At 37.5% G+C, this 20,356-nt stretch carries 24 protein-coding genes and 1 tRNA gene; 1 reads left to right on the plus strand and 24 read right to left on the minus strand.

What is annotated here, in order from left to right:
• Window positions 1-57: 57 nt before the first annotated feature.
• The 17 genes from CRN97_RS12845 to CRN97_RS12925 form a co-directional block, all read right to left on the minus strand.
• Window positions 58-501 (minus strand): GNAT family N-acetyltransferase, encoded by a 444-nt coding sequence (locus CRN97_RS12845; protein ID WP_097077132.1) that lies wholly within the window; start codon window positions 499-501, stop codon window positions 58-60.
• Window positions 502-503: 2 nt separating this feature from the next.
• Complete coding sequence (locus CRN97_RS12850; protein ID WP_097077133.1) at window positions 504-977, minus strand: MazG nucleotide pyrophosphohydrolase domain-containing protein; 474 nt, start codon at window positions 975-977, stop codon at window positions 504-506.
• Between the two features lie 33 nt (window positions 978-1,010).
• Window positions 1,011-1,083 (minus strand) — tRNA-Pro (locus CRN97_RS12855).
• 179 nt (window positions 1,084-1,262) lie between these two features.
• Window positions 1,263-1,817: a DUF5714 domain-containing protein gene (locus tag CRN97_RS12860; protein ID WP_097077134.1), complete on the minus strand. Its 555-nt coding sequence runs from the start codon at window positions 1,815-1,817 to the stop codon at window positions 1,263-1,265.
• Window positions 1,818-1,839: 22 nt separating this feature from the next.
• Window positions 1,840-2,277, minus strand: a complete 438-nt coding sequence (locus CRN97_RS12865; RefSeq protein ID WP_097077135.1) for a GNAT family N-acetyltransferase — start codon at window positions 2,275-2,277, stop codon at window positions 1,840-1,842.
• Window positions 2,278-2,344: 67 nt separating this feature from the next.
• Window positions 2,345-2,794 (minus strand): GNAT family N-acetyltransferase, encoded by a 450-nt coding sequence (locus CRN97_RS12870; protein ID WP_097077136.1) that lies wholly within the window; start codon window positions 2,792-2,794, stop codon window positions 2,345-2,347.
• 309 nt (window positions 2,795-3,103) lie between these two features.
• Window positions 3,104-4,333 (minus strand): EAL domain-containing protein, encoded by a 1,230-nt coding sequence (locus tag CRN97_RS12875; RefSeq protein WP_097077137.1) that lies wholly within the window; start codon window positions 4,331-4,333, stop codon window positions 3,104-3,106.
• 105 nt (window positions 4,334-4,438) lie between these two features.
• The gene (locus CRN97_RS12880) at window positions 4,439-4,732 is read right to left on the minus strand and encodes a hypothetical protein (protein ID WP_097077138.1); all 294 of its coding nucleotides are present in this window, start codon (window positions 4,730-4,732) and stop codon (window positions 4,439-4,441) included.
• A gap of 2 nt (window positions 4,733-4,734) precedes the next feature.
• Entirely contained in the window at window positions 4,735-5,250 is a 516-nt protein-coding gene (locus tag CRN97_RS12885) for a hypothetical protein (protein ID WP_097077139.1), read from the minus strand.
• Window positions 5,251-5,388: 138 nt separating this feature from the next.
• On the minus strand, window positions 5,389-6,321 hold the full coding sequence (locus CRN97_RS12890; protein WP_097077140.1) for a hypothetical protein: 933 nt from the start codon (window positions 6,319-6,321) through the stop codon (window positions 5,389-5,391).
• Window positions 6,302-6,715: an ATP-grasp domain-containing protein gene (locus CRN97_RS12895; protein WP_097077141.1), complete on the minus strand. Its 414-nt coding sequence runs from the start codon at window positions 6,713-6,715 to the stop codon at window positions 6,302-6,304. Before CRN97_RS12895 ends, CRN97_RS12890 begins: the two co-directional genes overlap by 20 nt.
• Window positions 6,705-7,190, minus strand: a complete 486-nt coding sequence (locus tag CRN97_RS12900) for a hypothetical protein (RefSeq protein WP_097077142.1) — start codon at window positions 7,188-7,190, stop codon at window positions 6,705-6,707. Before CRN97_RS12900 ends, CRN97_RS12895 begins: the two co-directional genes overlap by 11 nt.
• 11 nt (window positions 7,191-7,201) lie before the next feature.
• Window positions 7,202-9,640, minus strand: a complete 2,439-nt coding sequence (locus CRN97_RS12905) for a VirB4-like conjugal transfer ATPase, CD1110 family (protein WP_097077143.1) — start codon at window positions 9,638-9,640, stop codon at window positions 7,202-7,204.
• Entirely contained in the window at window positions 9,637-10,053 is a 417-nt protein-coding gene (locus CRN97_RS12910) for a PrgI family protein (protein ID WP_090394428.1), read from the minus strand. The genes CRN97_RS12905 and CRN97_RS12910 overlap by 4 nt, the downstream gene beginning before the upstream one ends.
• A gap of 23 nt (window positions 10,054-10,076) precedes the next feature.
• The gene (locus CRN97_RS12915; protein ID WP_097077144.1) at window positions 10,077-11,120 is read right to left on the minus strand and encodes a hypothetical protein; all 1,044 of its coding nucleotides are present in this window, start codon (window positions 11,118-11,120) and stop codon (window positions 10,077-10,079) included.
• Window positions 11,121-11,414 carry a hypothetical protein gene (locus CRN97_RS12920; protein ID WP_097077145.1) on the minus strand — a complete coding sequence of 98 codons (294 nt, stop codon included), beginning with the start codon at window positions 11,412-11,414 and terminating at the stop codon, window positions 11,121-11,123.
• 7 nt (window positions 11,415-11,421) lie between these two features.
• Entirely contained in the window at window positions 11,422-12,402 is a 981-nt protein-coding gene (locus CRN97_RS12925; protein ID WP_097077146.1) for a ParM/StbA family protein, read from the minus strand.
• A 117-nt stretch (window positions 12,403-12,519) separates the two neighbouring features.
• Here CRN97_RS12925 and CRN97_RS12930 point away from each other — a divergent pair, with 117 nt between their 5' ends.
• Window positions 12,520-13,212, plus strand: coding sequence for a hypothetical protein (locus CRN97_RS12930; protein ID WP_097077147.1), 693 nt, complete (start codon window positions 12,520-12,522; stop codon window positions 13,210-13,212).
• A gap of 50 nt (window positions 13,213-13,262) precedes the next feature.
• Here CRN97_RS12930 and CRN97_RS12935 read toward each other — a convergent pair whose 3' ends face one another.
• The 7 genes from CRN97_RS12935 to CRN97_RS12965 all read right to left on the minus strand — a co-directional run bounded on the left by CRN97_RS12935 (window position 13,263) and on the right by CRN97_RS12965 (window position 20,351).
• Window positions 13,263-13,484: a hypothetical protein gene (locus CRN97_RS12935; RefSeq protein WP_097077148.1), complete on the minus strand. Its 222-nt coding sequence runs from the start codon at window positions 13,482-13,484 to the stop codon at window positions 13,263-13,265.
• 47 nt (window positions 13,485-13,531) lie between these two features.
• Window positions 13,532-13,873 (minus strand): HTH domain-containing protein, encoded by a 342-nt coding sequence (locus CRN97_RS12940; protein ID WP_179670756.1) that lies wholly within the window; start codon window positions 13,871-13,873, stop codon window positions 13,532-13,534.
• Window positions 13,874-14,006: 133 nt separating this feature from the next.
• The gene (locus CRN97_RS12945) at window positions 14,007-14,390 is read right to left on the minus strand and encodes a hypothetical protein (protein WP_097077150.1); all 384 of its coding nucleotides are present in this window, start codon (window positions 14,388-14,390) and stop codon (window positions 14,007-14,009) included.
• An 8-nt stretch (window positions 14,391-14,398) separates the two neighbouring features.
• Entirely contained in the window at window positions 14,399-16,852 is a 2,454-nt protein-coding gene (locus CRN97_RS12950; protein WP_097077151.1) for a VirD4-like conjugal transfer protein, CD1115 family, read from the minus strand.
• A complete protein-coding gene (locus CRN97_RS12955) occupies window positions 16,849-18,129 on the minus strand; it encodes a hypothetical protein (protein ID WP_097077152.1) in 1,281 nt (426 codons plus the stop codon). The genes CRN97_RS12950 and CRN97_RS12955 overlap by 4 nt, the downstream gene beginning before the upstream one ends.
• Window positions 18,092-19,849, minus strand: coding sequence for a hypothetical protein (locus tag CRN97_RS12960; protein ID WP_097077153.1), 1,758 nt, complete (start codon window positions 19,847-19,849; stop codon window positions 18,092-18,094). Before CRN97_RS12960 ends, CRN97_RS12955 begins: the two co-directional genes overlap by 38 nt.
• Window positions 19,850-19,862: 13 nt before the next feature.
• A complete protein-coding gene (locus tag CRN97_RS12965) occupies window positions 19,863-20,351 on the minus strand; it encodes a TM2 domain-containing protein (protein WP_097077154.1) in 489 nt (162 codons plus the stop codon).
• Between the last annotated feature and the right edge of the window lie 5 nt (window positions 20,352-20,356).

Genomic DNA, 20,356 nt, shown 5'->3' on the forward strand with positions numbered 1-20,356 from the left:
GAGGTACATCAGCTTCTACTGTTTTTCTAATTTCCATTTCTGAGTTCTTTCTATATATTATAAAGCCTTTTCAAATATCTGATCTGCAAGTCCTACAATAGGTTTAAAATCTGCAATCTTTTTAAATCCATATTTTTCATATAGGCCACGATGTTCGCTTTTTAGATAAACTTTATTTAATCCTAGTTCTTTGCCATAACTTAGGGCTTTTTCTATTAGCTTTTCTGAAACTCTTTTGCCTCTATAGGATTCATCTACAAATACTAGATTTATAAATGGGTGGTAATTATATTCAGGTGGAATATATCCGTTCTCTTCAAAAACGCAAAATCCTGCGATCTCATCATTTTCAATCGCTGCAAATATCTGCTCGTCATCTTTAAAGTCACCGTTTTCCATTCTTGTAGCTAATTTTTTACCTGGTAACCATGAGCACTTACTTGAAAAGGCTATCAGCTTATCCCAATATGGCTCATTCTCATCTACTAATATAATCTCCATTACTACTTATATCCCTTTCGCTCTTTTGCCTTTTCTATAAGTTCTTTTGCTTCCTCAAAAGCTTCTGGAAGAGTATCCGCAAACCATTCCTTGCCTGCCTTTTCACGCTTCTTTATTTCTTCCCAGGCTGCATGCTGTTCTTCCTTTGAGTTATAGGTTACTCCAGCAAAGACATGAGGGTGTCGTCTGACCATCTTTTCAGATACAGTCTTTGCTACATCATCAAATGTAAACAGGCCTTCCTCTTCTGCTATAACAGAATGGAACATTACTTGAAGGAGAAGATCACCAAGCTCTTCCTTAAGGTTTTCTGCATCACCCGTTTTATCAAGGATGTTTATTCCACTGACAACCTCAGCAGCTTCTTCGATTACTTCTGGCTTTAGGCTTGTATGAGTCTGAGCTCTATCCCAAGGACAACCGTTTTCACCTCTAAGTGTTTCTACTATTTCTTTTAATCTATCGATTTCTGCCATAGTTACCTCGCTCCACTATTAATGTTTTAACAATCGGAGTGACGCGATTTGAACGCGCGACTTCTACATCCCGAATGTAGCGCTCTACCATCTGAGCCACACCCCGTTAAGAAAATGGCTGCAAAGATTACTCCTTGCAGCCTTATATATTTTAGCGGATAAGCTTAGCTTGAACCCGCAATGTCGAGTTTAGGCCTCCACAATGTGGAGGAATTGACGTCTTTTCATACGCAAGACCTCCTCTCCTAAATTCAACATTTATTATAGCCTAGTGCTATATCTTTTTCACTCATAGAAAGGACATTTTTCTTTAATGCATTGTTGATTCATGCTGTGAAATTCACAAGTCTGTGGTTCGTATTCTAGTTTTACATCGTAGTGATTATTGATATATTCAATGCCATGTTTAAATGCTATCATTGCATCTCTTTTACAGCATCTTGGACCATTAATCTTTCCAAGTTCACCAATAGCATCAGAAGTATAAGCCATATGGTTTCCCCATGTACCATCATCAGATAGAGGTCCTGTCTTATCTAATATAGAAAGAACTGCACCAATAGATGTAATAGCACCACAGATACCCCAGTGACCACACATAGCCCCTGGCATTTTTAATCCTTCAGATACTAGTCTTTCAAGACATTCATCTAGGTTTATATTTCCACCTGCATTATTGTATGCTACTAAAACACAAGCTCCATCTAATATATGATGTTCTGGCCCATGCATACTAATGTAATCTTTAGATGCCATTCTTTTAAATATCTTTACAGGATTAATTCCGGTTTCTTCTTTAATATCCTGTATTATGAGCTTTGCCTTTTCTTCTATTGTCATAGAGTATTTCCTTTACTTTGTATTACAAATTAATTCTCATGGATGCTATACCATTCTCATATCCGGTTTCTTCAAAGCCCATACGCCTATACAATTTGTAAGCAACCTCCATTACATCGGGTCTGGTGGTAAAACAAACTTCTTTATATCCTAATTCACGAGCTTGAGCAATCATAGAATTAAGCATGATTCTAGCATAGCCATTTCCTCTGAATTCAGGTTTGATATATAGACGCTTTGCTTCACAAATATTATCATCTACCATCTTAATAGCTATACATCCAAAAGGTATTTCATCCTCGTAGCCAACTAATATGGCTCCACCTGAGTAAAAGCCTTTCAAATCTTCAAGTTCCTTATCAAAAGAAACAAAGCATCCTTCAGCACCTTTAATCCTAGAATACTCAACGAATAAATCCTTTATAGTAGAATAGTCTTCTGAACATTTAATTTCTGTCATTATTTCCCCCTCGTATTCATGTTAATCTTCGACTTCGATATTAAATATTACTGTCTCTCCTTTTTTACTATATACTCATTACCATACATTCCTCAGATGCCTTAAAACCAAGTTTTTCATACAATGGTCTACCTTCGTCTGTAGCATCTAAGCTTATTTCTGTGGCATGCTTTTCTTTAGCATCATCTATAAGCAGATTTACCATCTGTTTTGCTATACCTTGTCTTTGGTAGTTCTTATTAGTATATACATTCATAAGATGTGCTCTTTTTCCCGTCGGATGAGAATAGGTTGGCATTACTTCTATATAAGAGATACTTGCACAACCAACAGCTTTATCACCGTCAAAAACTAGACAAGTAGTTTGGTTACCATTTAAGAAATAGTCTTTACTACATTCTAATAGTTGTTCACTAAACGGTTCGTCTTCTTCCATATGGTTTACAACTCGAAGCATTTCAAGACGGATATCCATCAAGGTGTCTATGTCTTTACTTGTTGCTATTCTAATATCCATTTAATCCCCCTCTATGAATGCCAAATACATGTTTTTCTCATTATAAGTATTTAGAGTAAGAATTGAAACAGTTCTTTAGAATAAAAACGGCCCATCAAGAGCTTTCGCGGCATAAATCCATTGGTTTATTCCACGGTCTCTTGACAGGCCTAGACCTCCTGCTTATTATCGGATGCCGATAACAGGGGCTGTTGATCTTATATTTATATATATCAGTTATCGCTTAATTCATTCTAGCAGGAGGTCTTCTCTTGTTTTACCTCCTCCAGGAACTGTTGGATTTGATTATTGGCTAGCCTTGGGGTTTAATTAATATCCAAATCTTACAGTGCCTACATAAGTATCATCACTAAAGTCTACGTAGTGAATAAAGGAAACCATAAACACATCATTACTATCTGGATGATTCATAAAGTAATCTTCAAAGGCTACTTTATGATATTCTCCTTCTTCAGTACGTTGACCTACTATTCTTACAACTGACTTTTCGCCTCTTTCATATGCTTCAAGAAGGTTTTCTCTTGTAAATGCTTTATCTAAAGTATCAACATCCTCTTCTTTACACATACTTCTGGCATACTTATATCCTTCAGTATAGCTTCCTGTTTCAGGAAGAAGTGTATTCATAAAGGTTTCTCTTTTCATCACATGGTAGCTATCTCTTGTTAGATTTGTAAATACTACCATATGGAACTTACTATAGACAGCATCTATAAGTGCTCTTACCTGACCGAAAGCTGTCTGGGATGCAAATGGATCAAAGAAGTCTACATCTACAGGAGCTTCATTAGTACACATGTTGAAAAATTCATCATGTGGTACAGGCTTTGAGAACAGGTATCCCTGGATATAATCACAATCGCAGGTGTTTATGAAATCAAGTTGCTCTTTTGTTTCTACACCTTCTACCACTGTTGTAAGTCGAAGTCTGTGTGCCATATAGAAAACGGATTCAAGTGTGATTCTTCCTTTTTCTGACTGGCAGTTATCCTCCAAGAAGGATTTATCTATCTTTAATACTTTTGCAGGAACATCTTTTACAAATGAAAGGGACGACATACCTGAGCCGAAGTCATCAATGGATACTGTATATCCAGCTGCTTCTACTCTTTGAACCCAGGCGATAACATCTTCTTTTTCAGCTACTACATCAGATTCTGTAATCTCTACACCAAGCAAACTCTTATCAATATGATACGCTTCTACCATCTTATCAAGCTTTTCTACAAAGTGTTCATCCTTAGCGTGCTCTCTTCCGAAGTTTACGCTTATCTTTATTGCTTTATCGCCAAGCTCTTTGATGGTTTTACAAGCTTCTTCTGTTATAAACCAATCTACTATACTTACCTGGCCTTTTTCTTCAAGTTCTGGGATGAACTCTGCTGGTGGTACTATGGTGCCATCTGGCTTTACCCAGCGAACCAGTGCTTCGGCTCCGCCGATGACTCCTTTTCTTGGGTTATACTGTGGCTGATAATATGCCTGCAGCTCATTATTTTCCATGGCTGCTACTATGTTATCGAGTAATGTTCCTTTCATTAATTATCTTCCTTCAAACGTTACAAAACTATATAGCGCGACAATTTCAAATTTTATTATCACGCAAGCAAATTGTCAATAAATTTCTTGTCTTTTTAATGTCACTTATTTGAGTAGTCTGATACTGCCTACTACTGGTACTTCTGTTTCTTCTTCACGGGTTGCGTAGATGAAACCTATAAACCAAAGGATAGTTGCAAGTGGCATTACTACCATTCTTATATAAGGAAGGAATCCTACCAAAGAGATTAAATGAATGATTAATGCCTGGTTTAAATGAAACTTTGCTCCTTCTCTATCACCGCATAGGTATGCAAGGATAAATCCTATATATGAAAAGTATGCTACGATACCTGTCATCTTCTTTGACATTGTCTGATTTGTTGATTTGTTTTCCATTATTAATTACCTCTTTCCATTTCTTCAAAAAACTCTTCCTCGTCTATTTCATCAAGAAGAGTGTTAACTGTATCTTCATCCAGCCCTAAGAACTCAATATTTTCTGTAGGTGCTATAAAGTGAATGCCATTTGGTATTTCATAAGGCCTTGATGCCTTATAGGAATACATGGCTCCTACCACAGTAAGATAGTTTTCTATATCTCCTGCAGGCATAATTGTAAGTGTTAAAAGTGGTGGGATTTCTGCCTTTGAGTTTGCTTTTGATACAAGACTAAAATACTCATCCAAAAGTCCTGTCAGCTGAACAAACTCATAATCTCCACTATCGCTAAAGGTCAGCTCAAAGGCTGAGTTATGGTCTGGTACTATGGCCACATCCAAGATGCCGTAGAAGGATGTGACAGTATCTATCATTTCATTTTTAACTACATCCATGATGCCCACTACTACCTGAGCTTTTGACTTGCCATCTTCATCTAAGCCTTTGACTTCATTTAAGAATTCATTTTGATCCAAACTTTTGGCCCCTTTCTTTCTGATATCTAGCTTTATAATTTAAAAACGTCGCACTTGTATGAATACATATTTTATTTATGTTTTTTATATAATTTATATTTTTTATGCGCATAGTATTGCTTATGTGTATTTAAAGGTTTATCTATCCAGGTTTTTAAAGTATTTCTTTGTATCGAATAATCCTTTATAGTCCTGATGAAGTCTTAGTTTCTTAGCTTCCTTTACCATGTAAAGTTCCATGTAAGCTGCATCATCAGAAGACATAAGCTTATATCTTAGGCCTTTAATCATGGTTTGGGCTTGGGTAGTGGCTTCTATTCTTTCCAAAAGACCTAAAGTCTCGTTCTTATCCTCCTTCATCAGTGCCCTAAGAAGCATTATCTCCTCAAAATCAAGGACTACTCCTTCTGTCAGATAGTGGCAACGCTTTAATATTAAAGAAAGGTCCATCAATCGTTCTTCATTAAGAAAGGCCTTAAGACAAGCCATATCTATATCAGGCTTTGATGGATAATATCCCTCATTAAGAAGAACCATATATACAAGAAGCCTGTTGTAATCCCTATTTTCTACCTCTTCTTCTGTAGCAAACAGTTCTGCTAATATCTCAAGCACTGCCCTATTAATCATGCCTTTATCACTGAACTGGCTTGTATAGACGTTCTTTGCAATGTAGGCCTCACCATTTCCCTTATCAAAGTGGCCAAATCTACCATCCCATAAAAGCTCTGTAGGGCGTGGAGTAATACCAAACACCTGAAAGAATCTTGTAAGATGATTAATGCCCACATCCGATTTCTTTGGCGGTCTGACTTCCTTCACTTTGGCTCTGGCAAAAGTCATTTCTTCCTTAAAGACTGGAAGGAAGATTTGCCCTTCTACTCCAGTAAAACGCTTGCCCAATTCAACAATGCTATTTTCAGGAAGCACGTACTTTTCAATGTTTCCCTGATTAAATAGATATGCGTGATTGAAGGCCCCAAGATTTGGATTATTAACTACGATTTTTATGTATCTATCAAGATTTGTAGCATCAAGGGTTTCTAAAGCTTTAGACAACTGCGTAAGCATTACCCACCACCTGATAATTCTTTAATTTCTTCTTGATTACATTCAGCATTTCCTGCTGACGGAATACCTCATCTTTTATGTAGCCACCTGCGTAGAGATTTAAAAGCACTGTAAATACAAGTTTCATGGCCTCTCTATCTCCATACTCCTTCTTTTCAATGTTAGAAAGTGTTGTATGCTTCTTCAGAAGTTCCTTTAAGTCATTGGCTGGTTCCATGGCATACTTCTGCTTATCTACCTCTGTTACTACCTCAGTGCCCTCTCTTGATACAGACACATCTACCTCAGTAGTATCAAGGAAACATTCAAATAGAAATCTCACGGAGCCAACCATACGCTCTGCAATCAATTCCTTTACCTGTCTGGTTTTCACTTCCATTGATTTATCTTTCATTCAATAATTCCTCTTCCTTTGTAAGCTCATACTTTGCTTTTTCAGCTTTTATACGGGCTGCCTCTTTTTGCTCAAAAAGCTGTTTCTTTCTTAGATCCTTTTGTCTTTGCTCTCTCATAGTTGCTTCAAAGTAGGACTCTTTCTGCTCAATAAAGTTTGTAGGCTGCTCTTCAATATTTACTACATCTTCCCTTTGCTTCTGCTTAGTCATGAAGGCATACTGCATGGCAGCCATAAAGCCCAAAACATTCTCATTAACAGGGTTGTTTTCTACAGGCTTTTCAGCGGCCTTCTTTACAATCTGCCTATGTCTTAGATTTACAAAGATCATGTCTATAAAATTTGAAAACAGCATTACTACAACAATGCCTGCAACTAAGATAAGAAAATATACGTTATTAAGAGGGGTTGGCAGGTTCGCAAAAAACTCTGTAAACAGTTTTGTCCCCTCTACGTAATCTATAAATTTATCCATTTGCTACCTCTTTAAATAAGTCTTTTTAATTCTTTCTTTGCTCTGACTTCTTCTCTTTTTTCCATTTCCTCAAAGGCCTTGATTTCCTTAAGGTCTGATGTAAGAGCTTTATATATGTCATTACCCTTAGGGAACCTTGAATAAAATGGCACCAGGTTCGCCCCTGTATACAAAAGCCCCTGTCCTCTTGGAGCATTAGTTATATAAGAAACCTGAGTATCAGATAGATTCAAAATCTCCCTAAGCCTTTCTCTATCAGGTCCAGATTGGCTAAGTATGGCCAGGTAACAGCAGTTTTGAAGCATGTCTCTTGCTGTTGGACTTTCAAGCAAGCTTGATACGTTTTGAGTAATACCCGTTGGAACTCCTCCGTACTTTCTGGCTCGTCTGAAAAGAGTATTTAGGAATGTAGCTGAATACTCATTCTGGAATAATAGATAGATCTCATCTACAAAGAACCAGGTATTCTTTCCTACCTTTCTGTTGGTTACAATTCTGTTCCAGATATGATCTAAGATTGTAAGCATGGCAAGAGACTTAAGTCGGTCACCGATATCCCTGATTTGATATACAACAAAGCGGCTTCTTGTTTTTACGTTGGTTTTGAAACCAAAGGTGTTAAGAGATCCCTTTCCTGTATAAAGCTTTAGTGCCATGGCAAGACTTCTTGCTTCTGGCTCCCTTCTTTTGGCTAGCAAAAACTGCAGGTCTGTAAGGGTTGGCATCTCATCTTCAGGAATGTCCCTTAGTCTTCCGTTTACTACAAATGGCTCAAACAACTCCTGCACACACTCATCGATGATGGTCTGCTGAATTGAATCAATACCAAATGGGGATGATAAGATACATTCCATTACCTTAAGAACAAAGTCGGCTTTTGCATTAACAGGATTTGTTTCATCCTCAAGCTCATAGCTGTTTACAATCTCGAGAGGATTTATATGGCTCTTTCCATCAGGCATGATTTTTATTACTTCTCCACCTAGCATGGTTGCAAGGGCCGTGTACTCATCCTCTGGATCTATAACGATGATGTCAGCATTGGTTTTTAAGAATACTGAAAGCATCTCAACCTTACTGATAAATGACTTACCAGAACCTGGACTACCTAACACAAATCCATTAAAGTTGTTGGAACTCATGCGGTCATAGACAATAAGATTCTTTGAAATCAGGTTACAACTATAGTTGATTCCTGACTTATCGTTTAATTCCAGTGTTGAAAATGGAATAAAGATAGCAGCTGAACTTGTAGTAAGTGTTCTTCTGTCTCTAATCTGGCTGTTGCAAAGAGGTAGTGTTGAGTTAAAGCCCTCTTCCTGCTGATTAATCATTACGTTAATAGTTGCCGCAGCCTTTTTATATTCAGTGATTATGGTCTCTGTATACTCATCAAGCTGTTCCTTATTCTCTGCAAAGATTGTTACTGTAATGCTTGTTTCAAAAAGATGCTCATCCCTTGTATGCATAGCATCTCTTAGAGCCAGAGCCTCAGCTTCTCTATCTAGAATCTTTGGATCCACGTATGAGTCATCATAGATACCTGCCTTTTGTCCTGCCTGAAGAGCTCTTTTCTTTTCATCTCTGATGAAAGATAGGTTCTTTGCTACCAGAGCGTCTGCCTGCTTTGCAGAGATTGGATGAATGTTTATTGTTGTAAGCAGACTGAAATTCATATCTGTTACGTTTGTAAGAAATTCATCTGAAAGCCTGCTTGGAAGCTGTGTCACCCTTAATGTTCTTGCAAACTTATTGCCCATGGTCATATACCTTGGCTCAAAGGTAAAAGATGATGGCGCAAGAAGGTCATTTATGGTAAGACCCTGGGAGCGCATGTTTTCAAAGTCGAAGCTCTTTTCTTCCTTAAGCTGGCCCTTATCATCTACTGTTCTATGGGTTTGAACCAAAAATGTGTCATCATCATTAAAGATGTCATAGAGAATTTCTATTTCCTCAGGAAGTGTCAGGGGGATTGCAAATGAGCCGATCTTTTCAAATGACTTATTTAAATCGTTGCTTATTCTTGAAAACTCATCAAAAGCCTTCTTTGGAGTCTTTGATTCTACTGAAACAGATAGGTACTTAGCTTTTACAATTCCGTTTTTACCTTCTTTGATTCGGTCTAGGATAATGGTATTCATCTGCTTTCTCAGATAATCCCATTCATCACCAGCCTCTTTAATTAGCACATCCTCAGATACTTCGTTTTCATTGATGGCTCTGTTAAATATTGTGATGGCAAAATCTACATTTGAACCGAAGGAATTAAGAACCTTTCTGTATCCCTCGTAAATCTGGGCCTGCTCTTCTTCCATGGCTGTAAGATAATTGTTATCTCCCAGTCTATAAATCTTTACGAAGCGTCCCTTTGAGGTTTCAATAAGACCGTATTTTTCATATACACCACTTATTCTGATTGTCTTTTGTGTTGTTGATATATTTATATTCATCTTATGTAATTCTCTTTAACCTTTGATTTCTTCTGCTTCTTAAGGCTTTTTCTAACCTGCTTATTAGCTAAGTCAATCTGCTTTCTTCTTGCATACTCCTTGTTTAGAAGAGTCACGTAAGCATTCTTTGTTCTATAGGTTCTTTTCTTGGTTCCATAAAAGGCCTCGTTTATCTTTTTAAACAAAAACTCTTCCATTGGTACTCCATCAAACTTAATCCATCCAAAGGCAAAAGCTATGGCGCCAACCACCATTGAAGGAATAATGCTTACATAAAAGTTCATTGAAAACAGCAGTGCAAACAATATAGCCATAAGAAGACTTATTAGAACACATATGAACTTTCTCATGCTTAAGCCTAAAAGAATCTTGTTTTCCTGTTTTATTTCCTTTTCAATATCTACACTTAACATCTGATCCTCCTTAACTTAGTTTCTTAGGCTATACCTAATGCAGTCTTAGTTATGTCATTAGCTCTAAAGCAGACACCTACCTGAACTATTCCTACAATTACCTGCTCCCAGCAAAGGGAACCAAAGTTGTTTGCTGTTACAGCCTCTGCAAAAATTGAAGCCTGAATGCTTGAACCAATGATTACTGCAAGCAAGATAATTGAGCCTGACATTGAAAGTGCTATGACATTTTTTATGGCACGAGCTGTATTTGATGTATTGGCATCACCCTTTGCTATATCAGACAAAGCTATAGGACTTACCACTGCCATAAGGGTTAGCTCTATAAATCTTGACCAACATACTACCTGTAAAAGCACCCAGCAAAGCTTATTGATAACCCATGGAATAAACATCTGGGTTACATAGCCTACCTGAACTCCAAGATCTGCCATGTTTTGAAGTAAACGCTTTATGGCACTGGCATCAGGATTGACTGTATAGATGTCTGACCATATCTCTGCTTTTACATCATCCAAAGCTGGAGTGTTGTAGCCTGTGGAGGTAGCCACGTTATAAGCTTTAAGGACTATGGCTGAGCCAATGTTGGCTATTCCATAGACAAGCTCCATAGCCTGGCTTATAAGAACTACTCCTACAACAAGGAATACAAACTTCTTAATCATCTTTTCTATGTACATCTGGTTAAAGGAAAGCTCTTCAAGTAAACCTGCTCCAAAGTACATAATCATTACCATGATTCCCAGGTTTTGAAATATCTTATAAAGCTTTGGGATTACTGCCATGTTTATTGTCATTCCACCACTTGCGTTTCCAGTCTTTCCAACATTGGCTGCTATAGTGACTGACCCATTTTTAATGGTGTCAAAGTCTATGTAGAGAAGATTTTTAATATCTCCTACTGTCTGACCCTTGAACATGTCATCAATCCAGTCACTGATAAGGCCACTCATGATGTGCTTTTCTGTAAATGGATCAGGAATAGCAAAGGCAAGAGAAACAACTAAGAAGGCTGTCATGGCAAAAAAAGTAAATGCCAAAATCTTATATTTACTAATTCTTATCATTTAAAATCCAAAGCCTGAAAGACCTGCAAGTGCTATAGATGCATTGTCTGTCTTAGGCTCTTCCTCCTTCTTTTCCTGTGGTACTACTTTTTGACTTATTGGCTTTGTATCCTTCTTCTGGCCAACTTTGCTGGTACAACCTGTTTCAACAATCAGCCATGAAGGAAGGTACTCATCACTTTCTTCCATAAGTTGATAGATAAGCTGTGTTATAACTGCACTTCTCTTTCTTTTTAATGCCTTAACAAACTTGATTACTTCCTCATCTTCAACTTCAAAATAAAACCTTGTCATGTGCCACCTACTTAACCAGCGCCTCAGCGATTTTTTCATATCCAATGGCATTAGCTGAGATTGAGTCAATGTAATGAGTAATTCCAAACATCTTTGACTTTTCAATGTATTCCTTAAGAACCATTGAGCCACCACCTAAGAAAATTGATGGATAAACTCTAAAGTCAGCAACCTTGGTATGTAATTGGTTGATAAGTTCTGTAGTAAACTCAGCTGTAGTCTGCTCAATTCGGTTCTCAACCTGCTCTTTAATGTCATCAGGAAGTGGCAGCCTCTTATCTTTCAGATATCCATCAACTGTTTTTGTATCAAGTGTTACTCCGTAATCATTGATTACATCATCAATAATCTGTCCTCTTAGCTTTGACATACCCATTTCTCGACTCAGCATTGTGTCCTTATCTGGCATTCCATCTGTAAGTCCTACCATGTCTACTGTTCCATCGCCGATATCGATGCAATAAACAGTGCTGTTCTCTTTGATCACATCTCCCATCATGATGGTTGCTCCAGCATAGTCCTGAGGAAGCACAATTACATCCTTCAGATATGCCATTATTGACTTACCGTTGTACTTAAAGTTAATTCCATTTTTCATGTGATCCTCAAAGTACTTCTTAAATGCCACATGCTGCTTTTCAAAATGAGCTGGTGGAAGTCCTAGAGCCAAAACTATTTCTTTTCCATTTAGACCTGAGAAGTTTTTCTTGAAGTCATAATCTTGCGTTTTTTCCTTCAAGCGGGCTTCCCATTCCTTTGCCATGGCAAACATGGTAAGAATTAGTGCTTTATCATCAGCAGTCTTATCTGTCTGGTATGCAAACTTGTTTGTAGTCAGGCTATAGAACTTACCCTGATATTCAATGATGTCTTTTGAGAACAAGTGAGATGGTTCTGTCTCCTGCATCTTGAATCCACAAGGGAAGCTTTGTCTGACCGTCTTCATGTTTCCATTTCCATGGTCAATTCCAAAAATGATATTTTCCATTCTTCTTTCCTCCTGCATATAAAAGGGACCAAAATTTGAGTTTTGGTATACCTAGAGTTAAAATTGGACAAAGAAATTATTTAGTGTACAAAATCTGGTTGCAGGGAGATTTAAATAATGGAAAAATTGATAGCACTAGCTGAGGCAGAATTAAAATCCTTTTATTTACCTTATTTTAAAAATGAAAATGAACTACAGACATTTTTAGATACGGTTTATGAAATGGATTTCGATGATAGAATTCCTCGCCAAATGATTTATCAAATACAGCGATTCGTGACATTATCACAGAGAATAGAGGAAATATATCCTCCAAGAACTGGTTTAAGACTATTGTTTCTAAGGATTGCTATGGAATCCTTATGTACTCTAGATAAAAGAACGACAAAGAACAACCCTTTATTCTATTCCTTATTCGTGGATTGTTTTAGCGAAGCAGCCAATAATTATATCCTCGGAAATTTCGAGTTAACTGCTTGCTATTACGCATCTAATGATATGGCTATTGGGCATTCCGATCTCACTATGAGTGATATCCTTACAATCATCAAATTCATTAGAAATCAAGTTGTCCATGATGGCGTTTTTTGGGATTTTCAAATGTTTAATGATAATATAGAAATACCTTTATTTACACACATTGAGGCTCAAAAACTTAAGCTTGAATGTGTTAATTACACGGAAAATGCCAATATTCCTATTGTGTATCACTTTGAGACAACACTCCAATTTGATGTATTTATACGCTATTTTACAGAGGCTTGTATTCAATACGTTAATGACTATATTGATCATCTAAAAAACAGATGATAAAAAAGACCTAAAGCATCAATAATTGAGCCTTAGGTCGTTATTTTTATTTATATTTGTTTTGTACTTATCAGTTTTCCAAGCTGTTCATCTTTAATCAGATTTCTTGTATAAACGGATCCTGAATCCTTAAACACTACCACTTCATCACTCATTGTCAGTTTCAACCCTTTTGAATATGAGAATACATAAGCATTGTCATACTCACTTACGGTATCAAGCAATACCTTTCTGGATTGGGCCAGTTCTCTGGCCTTTTCGAATTTGATCATATGCCTTTACCTCCCCATAAAAAAATCTGCCCTGGTTTCGGGGCAGATTACTTATCTTTTTCCAATGTTTTAATTGCTAACTCTTCCGTCATTTGACGAAGTAATTCTTTTTTCTCCCCTTTTGCTTCTTCTATCATTTGTTTTAGAAGTTGTTCTTTTTCTTCTCCAACGGCCAGTCGCTCAAGTGATGGCGCTGACTTTAAAACGTAACCACCGTTTCGTCCATCAGTGGCTTCAAAGATACAGCCATGATTCTTAAGTCTGTCGATATCATCCTGAACAGTGTTTTTTGCTACACCAAAGTAGTCTCCAATTTCAGTAGCGCTAATCGACCTATTTCGGGAATTAAAATATTCGATCTCATATAGAAGTCTTTCTCCCTTTTTCATGGCTTCTTTCCTTTCAATTTCTATGTAAAATATCACATTTAAACGACCAAGTTGTACATGGTCGAATTGGGCGCAAAAAAAAGGCATCCGCTTAAAACGAATGCCCTTAAATCGTGGTATAAAAATGTGTATTTTACATGAATGTCATCGTTGTTGGGTCTACGCCAATGATAGCCTTAACCAATGCCTTAGAAGCACAAAGAACAATTCCTCCAACTAAAAGTCCTGCGCCTCTACCAATTGTTCCTGGCTGTGCTGTCTCTCCAGATGCTACTGACATAACGACTCTAATAAGTGATACTGCACCAGCAATAATCAAAATGATTCCAACAAAGATTAAGAGAGAAAACAGAAGCTTTAAGAAGTTCTGCATTGATGAATTTCCGTTAATCTCGCACATTGCTGGAGAAAGAGTTGTCATGATTGTTGATGTTAAGCAAATAGCTACTGCTACTGCAGGCTTAATCTTCTGCTCTAACACTAAGTTCTTTACATTACTAATTACATTTTGAAACATTTCTTTATTTACCTTTCTTCTAAATCATCTTCAATTAAATCCACATCATAGAAAACATCTGGATCAGCAAATGAGTCTATAGGTGTTGCTGTTACTACATTTTCAATGGTTTCATCTGATGTTTTCACCTTATAGTTATCCCCTATGTCAGGATTGTCTGTCTTTGTCTCATCAGAAAACTCTATGGTATCTGCAAATCCTAGGTCCTGAGGGGTATATCCTATTTCGTTATCTATTCTTGCAAAAGCCTTTAGCTTATTTAATTCCATAGATATGGTTATTCTTGCAGCCTTCTTCTCTTTTTCATTGTCAGAAGTGGCTATAATCATATTTAGCCTATCTATGTTTTCCTTAATAATCTTGGCCTTCTTACGGTTTTCAATAATGAGGTTTCTTCGTCTAGCACTATCTACTACAGCAGGTTTAATATAGCCATCTTCACCAACTGCCTTGATTCGAAGACCTTCGATTTCCTCATCCTCATAATTTGATTCAATCTGGTTTATGTAAATCTCGCCCTGACTTCCTTCAGCAAGAAACTTATAGTTCTTATGGTTTTCCAGTACAAACTTCTTTGTTCTGAAAGGACGAAGAGCTCTGATAAACAAGAGACACTCGTTGTTAGACATGGTCTCTACCTGAACTCTTGTCATAAGCTCCTTTGCAGAAAGCTGCTTACTTGTAGAATTCTGACCTCTTGTAAAAAGAAGGGCTGAATTCATAGACAGTGTTTTTACAGTCTCTTTTCCTAGGTGGCTTGTTATGATTTTCAGGGTTGCCTCATCTGATCCTCCTAAAAACAGGAAGGCATCACAGTTTGAAATGATTGAGTTTGCGCCCTTTTCACCATAAACCTCTTCAACCTGCGAGTAGTTTTGGAATATAGGTACAATGGAAATCCTATACTTTCTACAAGTAGCCAGATATATGGATAGATTTGGTATCTTTCCAATATTTCTACACTCATCTATAAAGAATCTCACTGGTACCTTAAGCTGAGGGTCATTAAGCCCCTCGTCCCTCATACGCTGCTCACCTTTAGCATAGAGTCTCTTAAAGAGGATGCTATAAAACATGGCAGTCAGCCAGGAATAAGTGGTGTCAGCCTGAGGAATACACAGGAATATAGCCATTTTTTCTTCCGAAAGACGGTCTAATTCCATCTCATCTTTATAAGTCAGGTTCCTAACTTCTGGAATATCCATCTGAGACAGGTTTACTGAGGTTGAAATCAGGATGTTAAGCCTGGTCTTTGCTGGGGCCTGCCTGAAAATCTTGTACTGCTGGTATGCATAGGAGGCTGGGTTTGCCTCACCAAGTCTTATAAACAGCTCATCAAAAGCGGTTTCACTGGTGTTGTCATCACTTTCAGAACGTCCATCAAGCCTTATAATATCCAAAACGTTAGAGAAGTTTCGGCTTTCTATAGGGCAGACTTCCACCGTGTATCCTATGCAGGCACATAGAAGCGCCGTAGACGCTTTTAGCCAGAAATCACCATCTCCTGATGCGCTCTTTTTCTTTTCACCATCCACGTTTTCTAGGAAACAGTTAACAATGATTGCTATATCCTTGGTATCCCTTATGTAATACAAGGGATTAAACCTTAGGGACTTAGTCATGTCATCAATGTTGAAACACTTAACCTTATATCCTGCCTTCTTTTCCAAGAAATAGCCTGTAGACTGCATAACATCAGATGATGGATCAGTAATTACTATGGATGTATTTGCCTGGAGAATGTTTGGCTTTAAGAAATAACGGCTCTTTCCCGTTCCTGAAGCACCAAAGACTATTGCATTTGTATTTCTCTGACTCCAATTACCATTCAGTGACAGATAAATATCATTGGTATAAATCTGTGCTTGGTCCTTACAATACTCGATTAACTTCTTATGCTTGTCTTCTTTTATAGATTCACACACAAGCTTACCTTCATCATTTCTGGTAAAGCTTGCCTTTATAGGCTCAGATTTTCTAAATCTACGCCTGAGTAGTGCAAACCTAACATATATATGCTGCAGCCATTTGACCTTACTTTTCTTTACTGGCTTTATGTCATCTTTTAGGCCTTTAGCCTTTATCAAGGTTGGATCACATACAAACTCTTTGTTGTACTGGTGATAATCCTCTTCGAAATATGAGTCTCCGTGAGCATCTTCAACTGTACCTTTTACTCTCATGTATTCATTAAAGAGAATTGCACACATAACAAAGGCTGCAAGTAATCCTATTCCTAAATAAGTAAGGTTTGATGGAAATAAGGCATACCACTTGGCATAGCCTCCTCCAGAGAAAGTAATAACTACGTTAAATAGATCTCTTTCTTCTAAAGGCATGTGATAGGCTACATTTCCAAGGCGCAAGCCAAAATATATGCTTGATATGGTAACTACCACACAGTTTGTCAGGAAATTAGATAGTCTCTGTTTTTCTGATATGTGAGGTTTTACGGTTTTCATCGATATACCTCACTCATCTGCTTTTCATTCCAGACCTGAATTACAAAGTCTGTTTTCTTTTCAGCATGCATCAGAAGGAAAACCAAAAATGCTATAAAACCAGCTACAAGTACTGCGATAAGGATTATGATTCCTAGATATGAAGACTTTTCTATATGGGTTTCTATGGAAGACATGTACTGATCTCCCTTTGAAAACAGATCAGAAGTATAAAAATATATGGTTAAATCCTTATACTTATAGATACCGTTTTCTGGGATAGTATCTGTCACATCTATAGTCTTTCCACCATCAGTGGAAATGGAAAACTTAGCCTTTCCCAAGGTCTCTGAGGATAGGATATCTATCATAAGCTGAAGATCTTCCTTTGAAGCTCCAGCCACAACCACGTTACTTTCAAGGGGATTAAGCTGAGATACATAATTCGTTGCAGGAACATCTGCTGTAAAAGTATCTCCTACCTGTAGCTCATCTGTATCTACATCAGTCTTAAATCCAATCGTTATTCCATAAGACCCTAGATCAAACTCCTCTGAGGTAGTGTCATCTCCTATAAATGTTTTTCCTCCATCCAAGGAAAGCTTAAATTTAGCTTCTCCTACTACTCCCTGTTCTATGATTTCAACATAGACCTTATAGTCGTTAGTGGCGTTTCCATATATTTCAATGGTTCCCTTATCAGAATCAGCCTTAGTTTCATAGTAAAGAATGCCTGTAGAATCAATGGTTACGCCTTTTAGCCCTGTAGGGGCATAGTCTATAACCTTTGGCTTTTCCTCACCTTTGTTTTCATCTATCTGCGCTTTAATCTCGTCAAAGTTTGAAATCTTTACCTTGATGCAGAAAAATGAATTACTCTCTCCATCCAAGGTAAACTCATCCTCACCCTCCACTAGGTCGAAGGTATATTTACCAGTGTTATCACCATAAACTCCAGCTGAAACAAAGGAATAGGTCCCATTTTTCACATAGGCTCTATCTGAGTATCCATTCTCCTGGGATACAGAGATGTAATAATGAGTCCCCTCTTCATCAGCAATCTCAATATAGGCATTTAAACCGAATCCCTCAGGAATCTGACAAACACCCTCTATCTGGTTAGGTGTCTCATCCGTTTTAGAGGTGTCATAGCTCATTACAGCCTCCACCTCATCACCCTCATCTAATTCCACTGCAGTGGCAGTTAAAGGCGTAAAATAAAGCAAAGACACTAGTACTGCCACCCAAAATCCCGTGGCCTTATATATCAATGTCGTTATCAATCTCTTTTGAAACATGTTTCTTTTGCATCTCCTTAAATATCTGATTATCAAGAACCTTTGCTACAAGGGACATCTTTAAATAGTCATCCCTTGCTTTTTCATGTTCTTTAGACACGCCCTTTTCGCCTCTTGCCATCATGTCGACAAATTCAGCTCGCTCTTTTTCCTCTTTTTCTATGAGGTGTTCTACTGCAAGGTTTCCTACATCTCCTATGGCTATGGATTCAATCATCTGATCTCTTCCAGGTGAAAGCATTTCCTGTTCAGTAAGCCCTATAGGATTACTTAATTCCCACATGTAATCTGAGACAAATCTCTCATAGCCATCTGATGTATTAAGAACTTTTGCAATTTCCACCCCATCTTCAAGGAGCATTGCCGCTTTATTGTCGATTCTCAGGACAATGTTTGGCTTATCTGGCTTAACAATGTAGTAAACATTGTCTGATTTTCCAGAAAGGTCCATGAGATGCTTTCCACTTCTGCCATTTATATACATTCCAAAAGATAATCTTTTTAATCTATCAAGGCCCTTTAGTTTTTCTCTAAAGAAGTCATCTACAAGTTTCTTATCCTCTTTTTTGAGAGCAATGGAACCATCGTAATGCATGTATATCTGCGGATACTTTTCTGTAAGCTCCTTAAGATAGTTTTGAGGGATGTTTACAAATCCCACTATCTCCTCTCGTTCTATAAGAGACTTCTTCTGCGGAAACTTCATGATATTTGGCTTTTGATTTTCAAAGCGGTAAATCAAGTTTTGAAGGTTGACCGCAAAATAGTCAGCTTCCTTTGCCATACCATTTCTTGAATAGCCTTTTACCAAGTCAAAATCTTCCTCTGCCATAAGCATTGGTTTCTTGTAGGTCATTGCTATTTTTAGAACATCTTTTGGCTTTGCATGTTTCACAACTCTGGCAGCTGGGTCAGATACTACATCAATCATCTCACCGTCAGGCTGCCTTTCTTTGTTAATCACAAGGTTATGAGTTGAGAAACTATCTTTTGTCACGTGGGTGAAATTGCAAGGATCTGCTCCATCAACAATATAAAAACTCTTTGTCTTCATCAGTGAGTTAATCTTGTTATACTGAGCAGAGTACTTATCAATCTCGTTTCTATATGCTCCACCATTCAGATTGAAATCAAAGGAAATACCAGCAAGTACCCTTGATAAACCTTCTTTATTGTCAGCAAATATCTGGTATCTGCCTTCATTCTTTGTATCCTTACCAACGCAGAACATGAACTCTTCTTCTCGCATAGCTCTTCTAAAAGCGTATATTTCACCAATAGTAAGATTTGATGCTGCAGCAATCTCAGAGTTTTCCATGAGCGCCTTAAAACTATAAATATCCAGCTCCCTTGTATTCTCAGATAGAAAAGATCTATAGCCCTTTACAATATCTTCAACTATGTCTTTGTCTTTATCCCTGAATACAAGTGTCGCTATAGGAGATTCATTCCCTAATATGGTATTCATAGTCACGTAAGGAACATGGTTCATCTTAAAGACCGCTTCCAAATCATCTATATGCTCAGAAAAGATTTCTACATGTGATAAGTCGCCACCTTTATCAACCCAGTCATTTAAAGCATCAATACCTCGTTCTTCTTTATAGGCCTTATAGTATCGGCCTACATTAGCTTCAATGACCTGGTAAGGTACAGCGAATATTCTTGATAGGATTTCAATAAACCTCTCAAGATTGTATTCATCTTGAACTGTATTCATAAGTAATTCCTTTCTAATACAACGAAAGCTCTATGTTAGAAAGGAGTTCGCTTACTGCCACAACTAGTGGCCAATACATAAACTTAACTACTACAATGCAGCCGACAGCTGCCACTAATGTACTAATTAGTGCCTTCTTTTTATTTTCAAGAGGCTGTGAGAAAGTCTTTACCTTTGTAGCTCCATCTCTGGTAATGCTGTTTGACATGTAGCTATACCCACCAGTAAGAATCATTACTAAATCAAGAATGTATCCAAATCCAAGTAGTCCAAAGGTAAGCGCATACAGTATTCCCTGTAGGTAATTTCCGGTATAAAACTTATGGCCTCCAAGCAAGCCAGTAGATAAAGCTATTGTAAAAAAGCTATCTCCATCTGCACTCATACATGGAAAGTAAGCCTCTCCAATTTCATAAAATGTCTGAAATGGTCCTACCTTTGTAGTAATCCTTCTACGAATATCAATAGAGCCATCTTCGTTGTATCTATATTTTTCTATCATTTATA

It is taken from the genome of Pseudobutyrivibrio ruminis DSM 9787 (assembly GCF_900218035.1).
GTDB lineage: Bacteria > Bacillota > Clostridia > Lachnospirales > Lachnospiraceae > Pseudobutyrivibrio > Pseudobutyrivibrio ruminis.

Excerpts from the sequence above, each read along its gene's own strand:
- CRN97_RS12845 (WP_097077132.1), bottom strand. The coding sequence starts at position 501 with ATGGAGATTATATTAGTAGATGAGAATGAGCCATATTGGGATAAGCTG.
- CRN97_RS12850 (WP_097077133.1), bottom strand. The coding sequence starts at position 977 with ATGGCAGAAATCGATAGATTAAAAGAAATAGTAGAAACACTTAGAGGT.
- CRN97_RS12860 (WP_097077134.1), bottom strand. The coding sequence starts at position 1,817 with ATGACAATAGAAGAAAAGGCAAAGCTCATAATACAGGATATTAAAGAA.
- CRN97_RS12865 (WP_097077135.1), bottom strand. The coding sequence starts at position 2,277 with ATGACAGAAATTAAATGTTCAGAAGACTATTCTACTATAAAGGATTTA.
- CRN97_RS12870 (WP_097077136.1), bottom strand. The coding sequence starts at position 2,794 with ATGGATATTAGAATAGCAACAAGTAAAGACATAGACACCTTGATGGAT.
- CRN97_RS12875 (WP_097077137.1), bottom strand. The coding sequence starts at position 4,333 with ATGAAAGGAACATTACTCGATAACATAGTAGCAGCCATGGAAAATAAT.
- CRN97_RS12880 (WP_097077138.1), bottom strand. The coding sequence starts at position 4,732 with ATGGAAAACAAATCAACAAATCAGACAATGTCAAAGAAGATGACAGGT.
- CRN97_RS12890 (WP_097077140.1), bottom strand. The coding sequence starts at position 6,321 with ATGCTTACGCAGTTGTCTAAAGCTTTAGAAACCCTTGATGCTACAAAT.
- CRN97_RS12895 (WP_097077141.1), bottom strand. The coding sequence starts at position 6,715 with ATGAAAGATAAATCAATGGAAGTGAAAACCAGACAGGTAAAGGAATTG.
- CRN97_RS12900 (WP_097077142.1), bottom strand. The coding sequence starts at position 7,190 with ATGGATAAATTTATAGATTACGTAGAGGGGACAAAACTGTTTACAGAG.
- CRN97_RS12905 (WP_097077143.1), bottom strand. The coding sequence starts at position 9,640 with ATGAATATAAATATATCAACAACACAAAAGACAATCAGAATAAGTGGT.
- CRN97_RS12910 (WP_090394428.1), bottom strand. The coding sequence starts at position 10,053 with ATGTTAAGTGTAGATATTGAAAAGGAAATAAAACAGGAAAACAAGATT.
- CRN97_RS12915 (WP_097077144.1), bottom strand. The coding sequence starts at position 11,120 with ATGATAAGAATTAGTAAATATAAGATTTTGGCATTTACTTTTTTTGCC.
- CRN97_RS12920 (WP_097077145.1), bottom strand. The coding sequence starts at position 11,414 with ATGACAAGGTTTTATTTTGAAGTTGAAGATGAGGAAGTAATCAAGTTT.
- CRN97_RS12925 (WP_097077146.1), bottom strand. The coding sequence starts at position 12,402 with ATGGAAAATATCATTTTTGGAATTGACCATGGAAATGGAAACATGAAG.
- CRN97_RS12930 (WP_097077147.1), top strand. The coding sequence starts at position 12,520 with ATGGAAAAATTGATAGCACTAGCTGAGGCAGAATTAAAATCCTTTTAT.
- CRN97_RS12935 (WP_097077148.1), bottom strand. The coding sequence starts at position 13,484 with ATGATCAAATTCGAAAAGGCCAGAGAACTGGCCCAATCCAGAAAGGTA.
- CRN97_RS12940 (WP_179670756.1), bottom strand. The coding sequence starts at position 13,873 with ATGAAAAAGGGAGAAAGACTTCTATATGAGATCGAATATTTTAATTCC.
- CRN97_RS12945 (WP_097077150.1), bottom strand. The coding sequence starts at position 14,390 with ATGTTTCAAAATGTAATTAGTAATGTAAAGAACTTAGTGTTAGAGCAG.
- CRN97_RS12950 (WP_097077151.1), bottom strand. The coding sequence starts at position 16,852 with ATGAAAACCGTAAAACCTCACATATCAGAAAAACAGAGACTATCTAAT.
- CRN97_RS12955 (WP_097077152.1), bottom strand. The coding sequence starts at position 18,129 with ATGTTTCAAAAGAGATTGATAACGACATTGATATATAAGGCCACGGGA.
- CRN97_RS12960 (WP_097077153.1), bottom strand. The coding sequence starts at position 19,849 with ATGAATACAGTTCAAGATGAATACAATCTTGAGAGGTTTATTGAAATC.
- CRN97_RS12965 (WP_097077154.1), bottom strand. The coding sequence starts at position 20,351 with ATGATAGAAAAATATAGATACAACGAAGATGGCTCTATTGATATTCGT.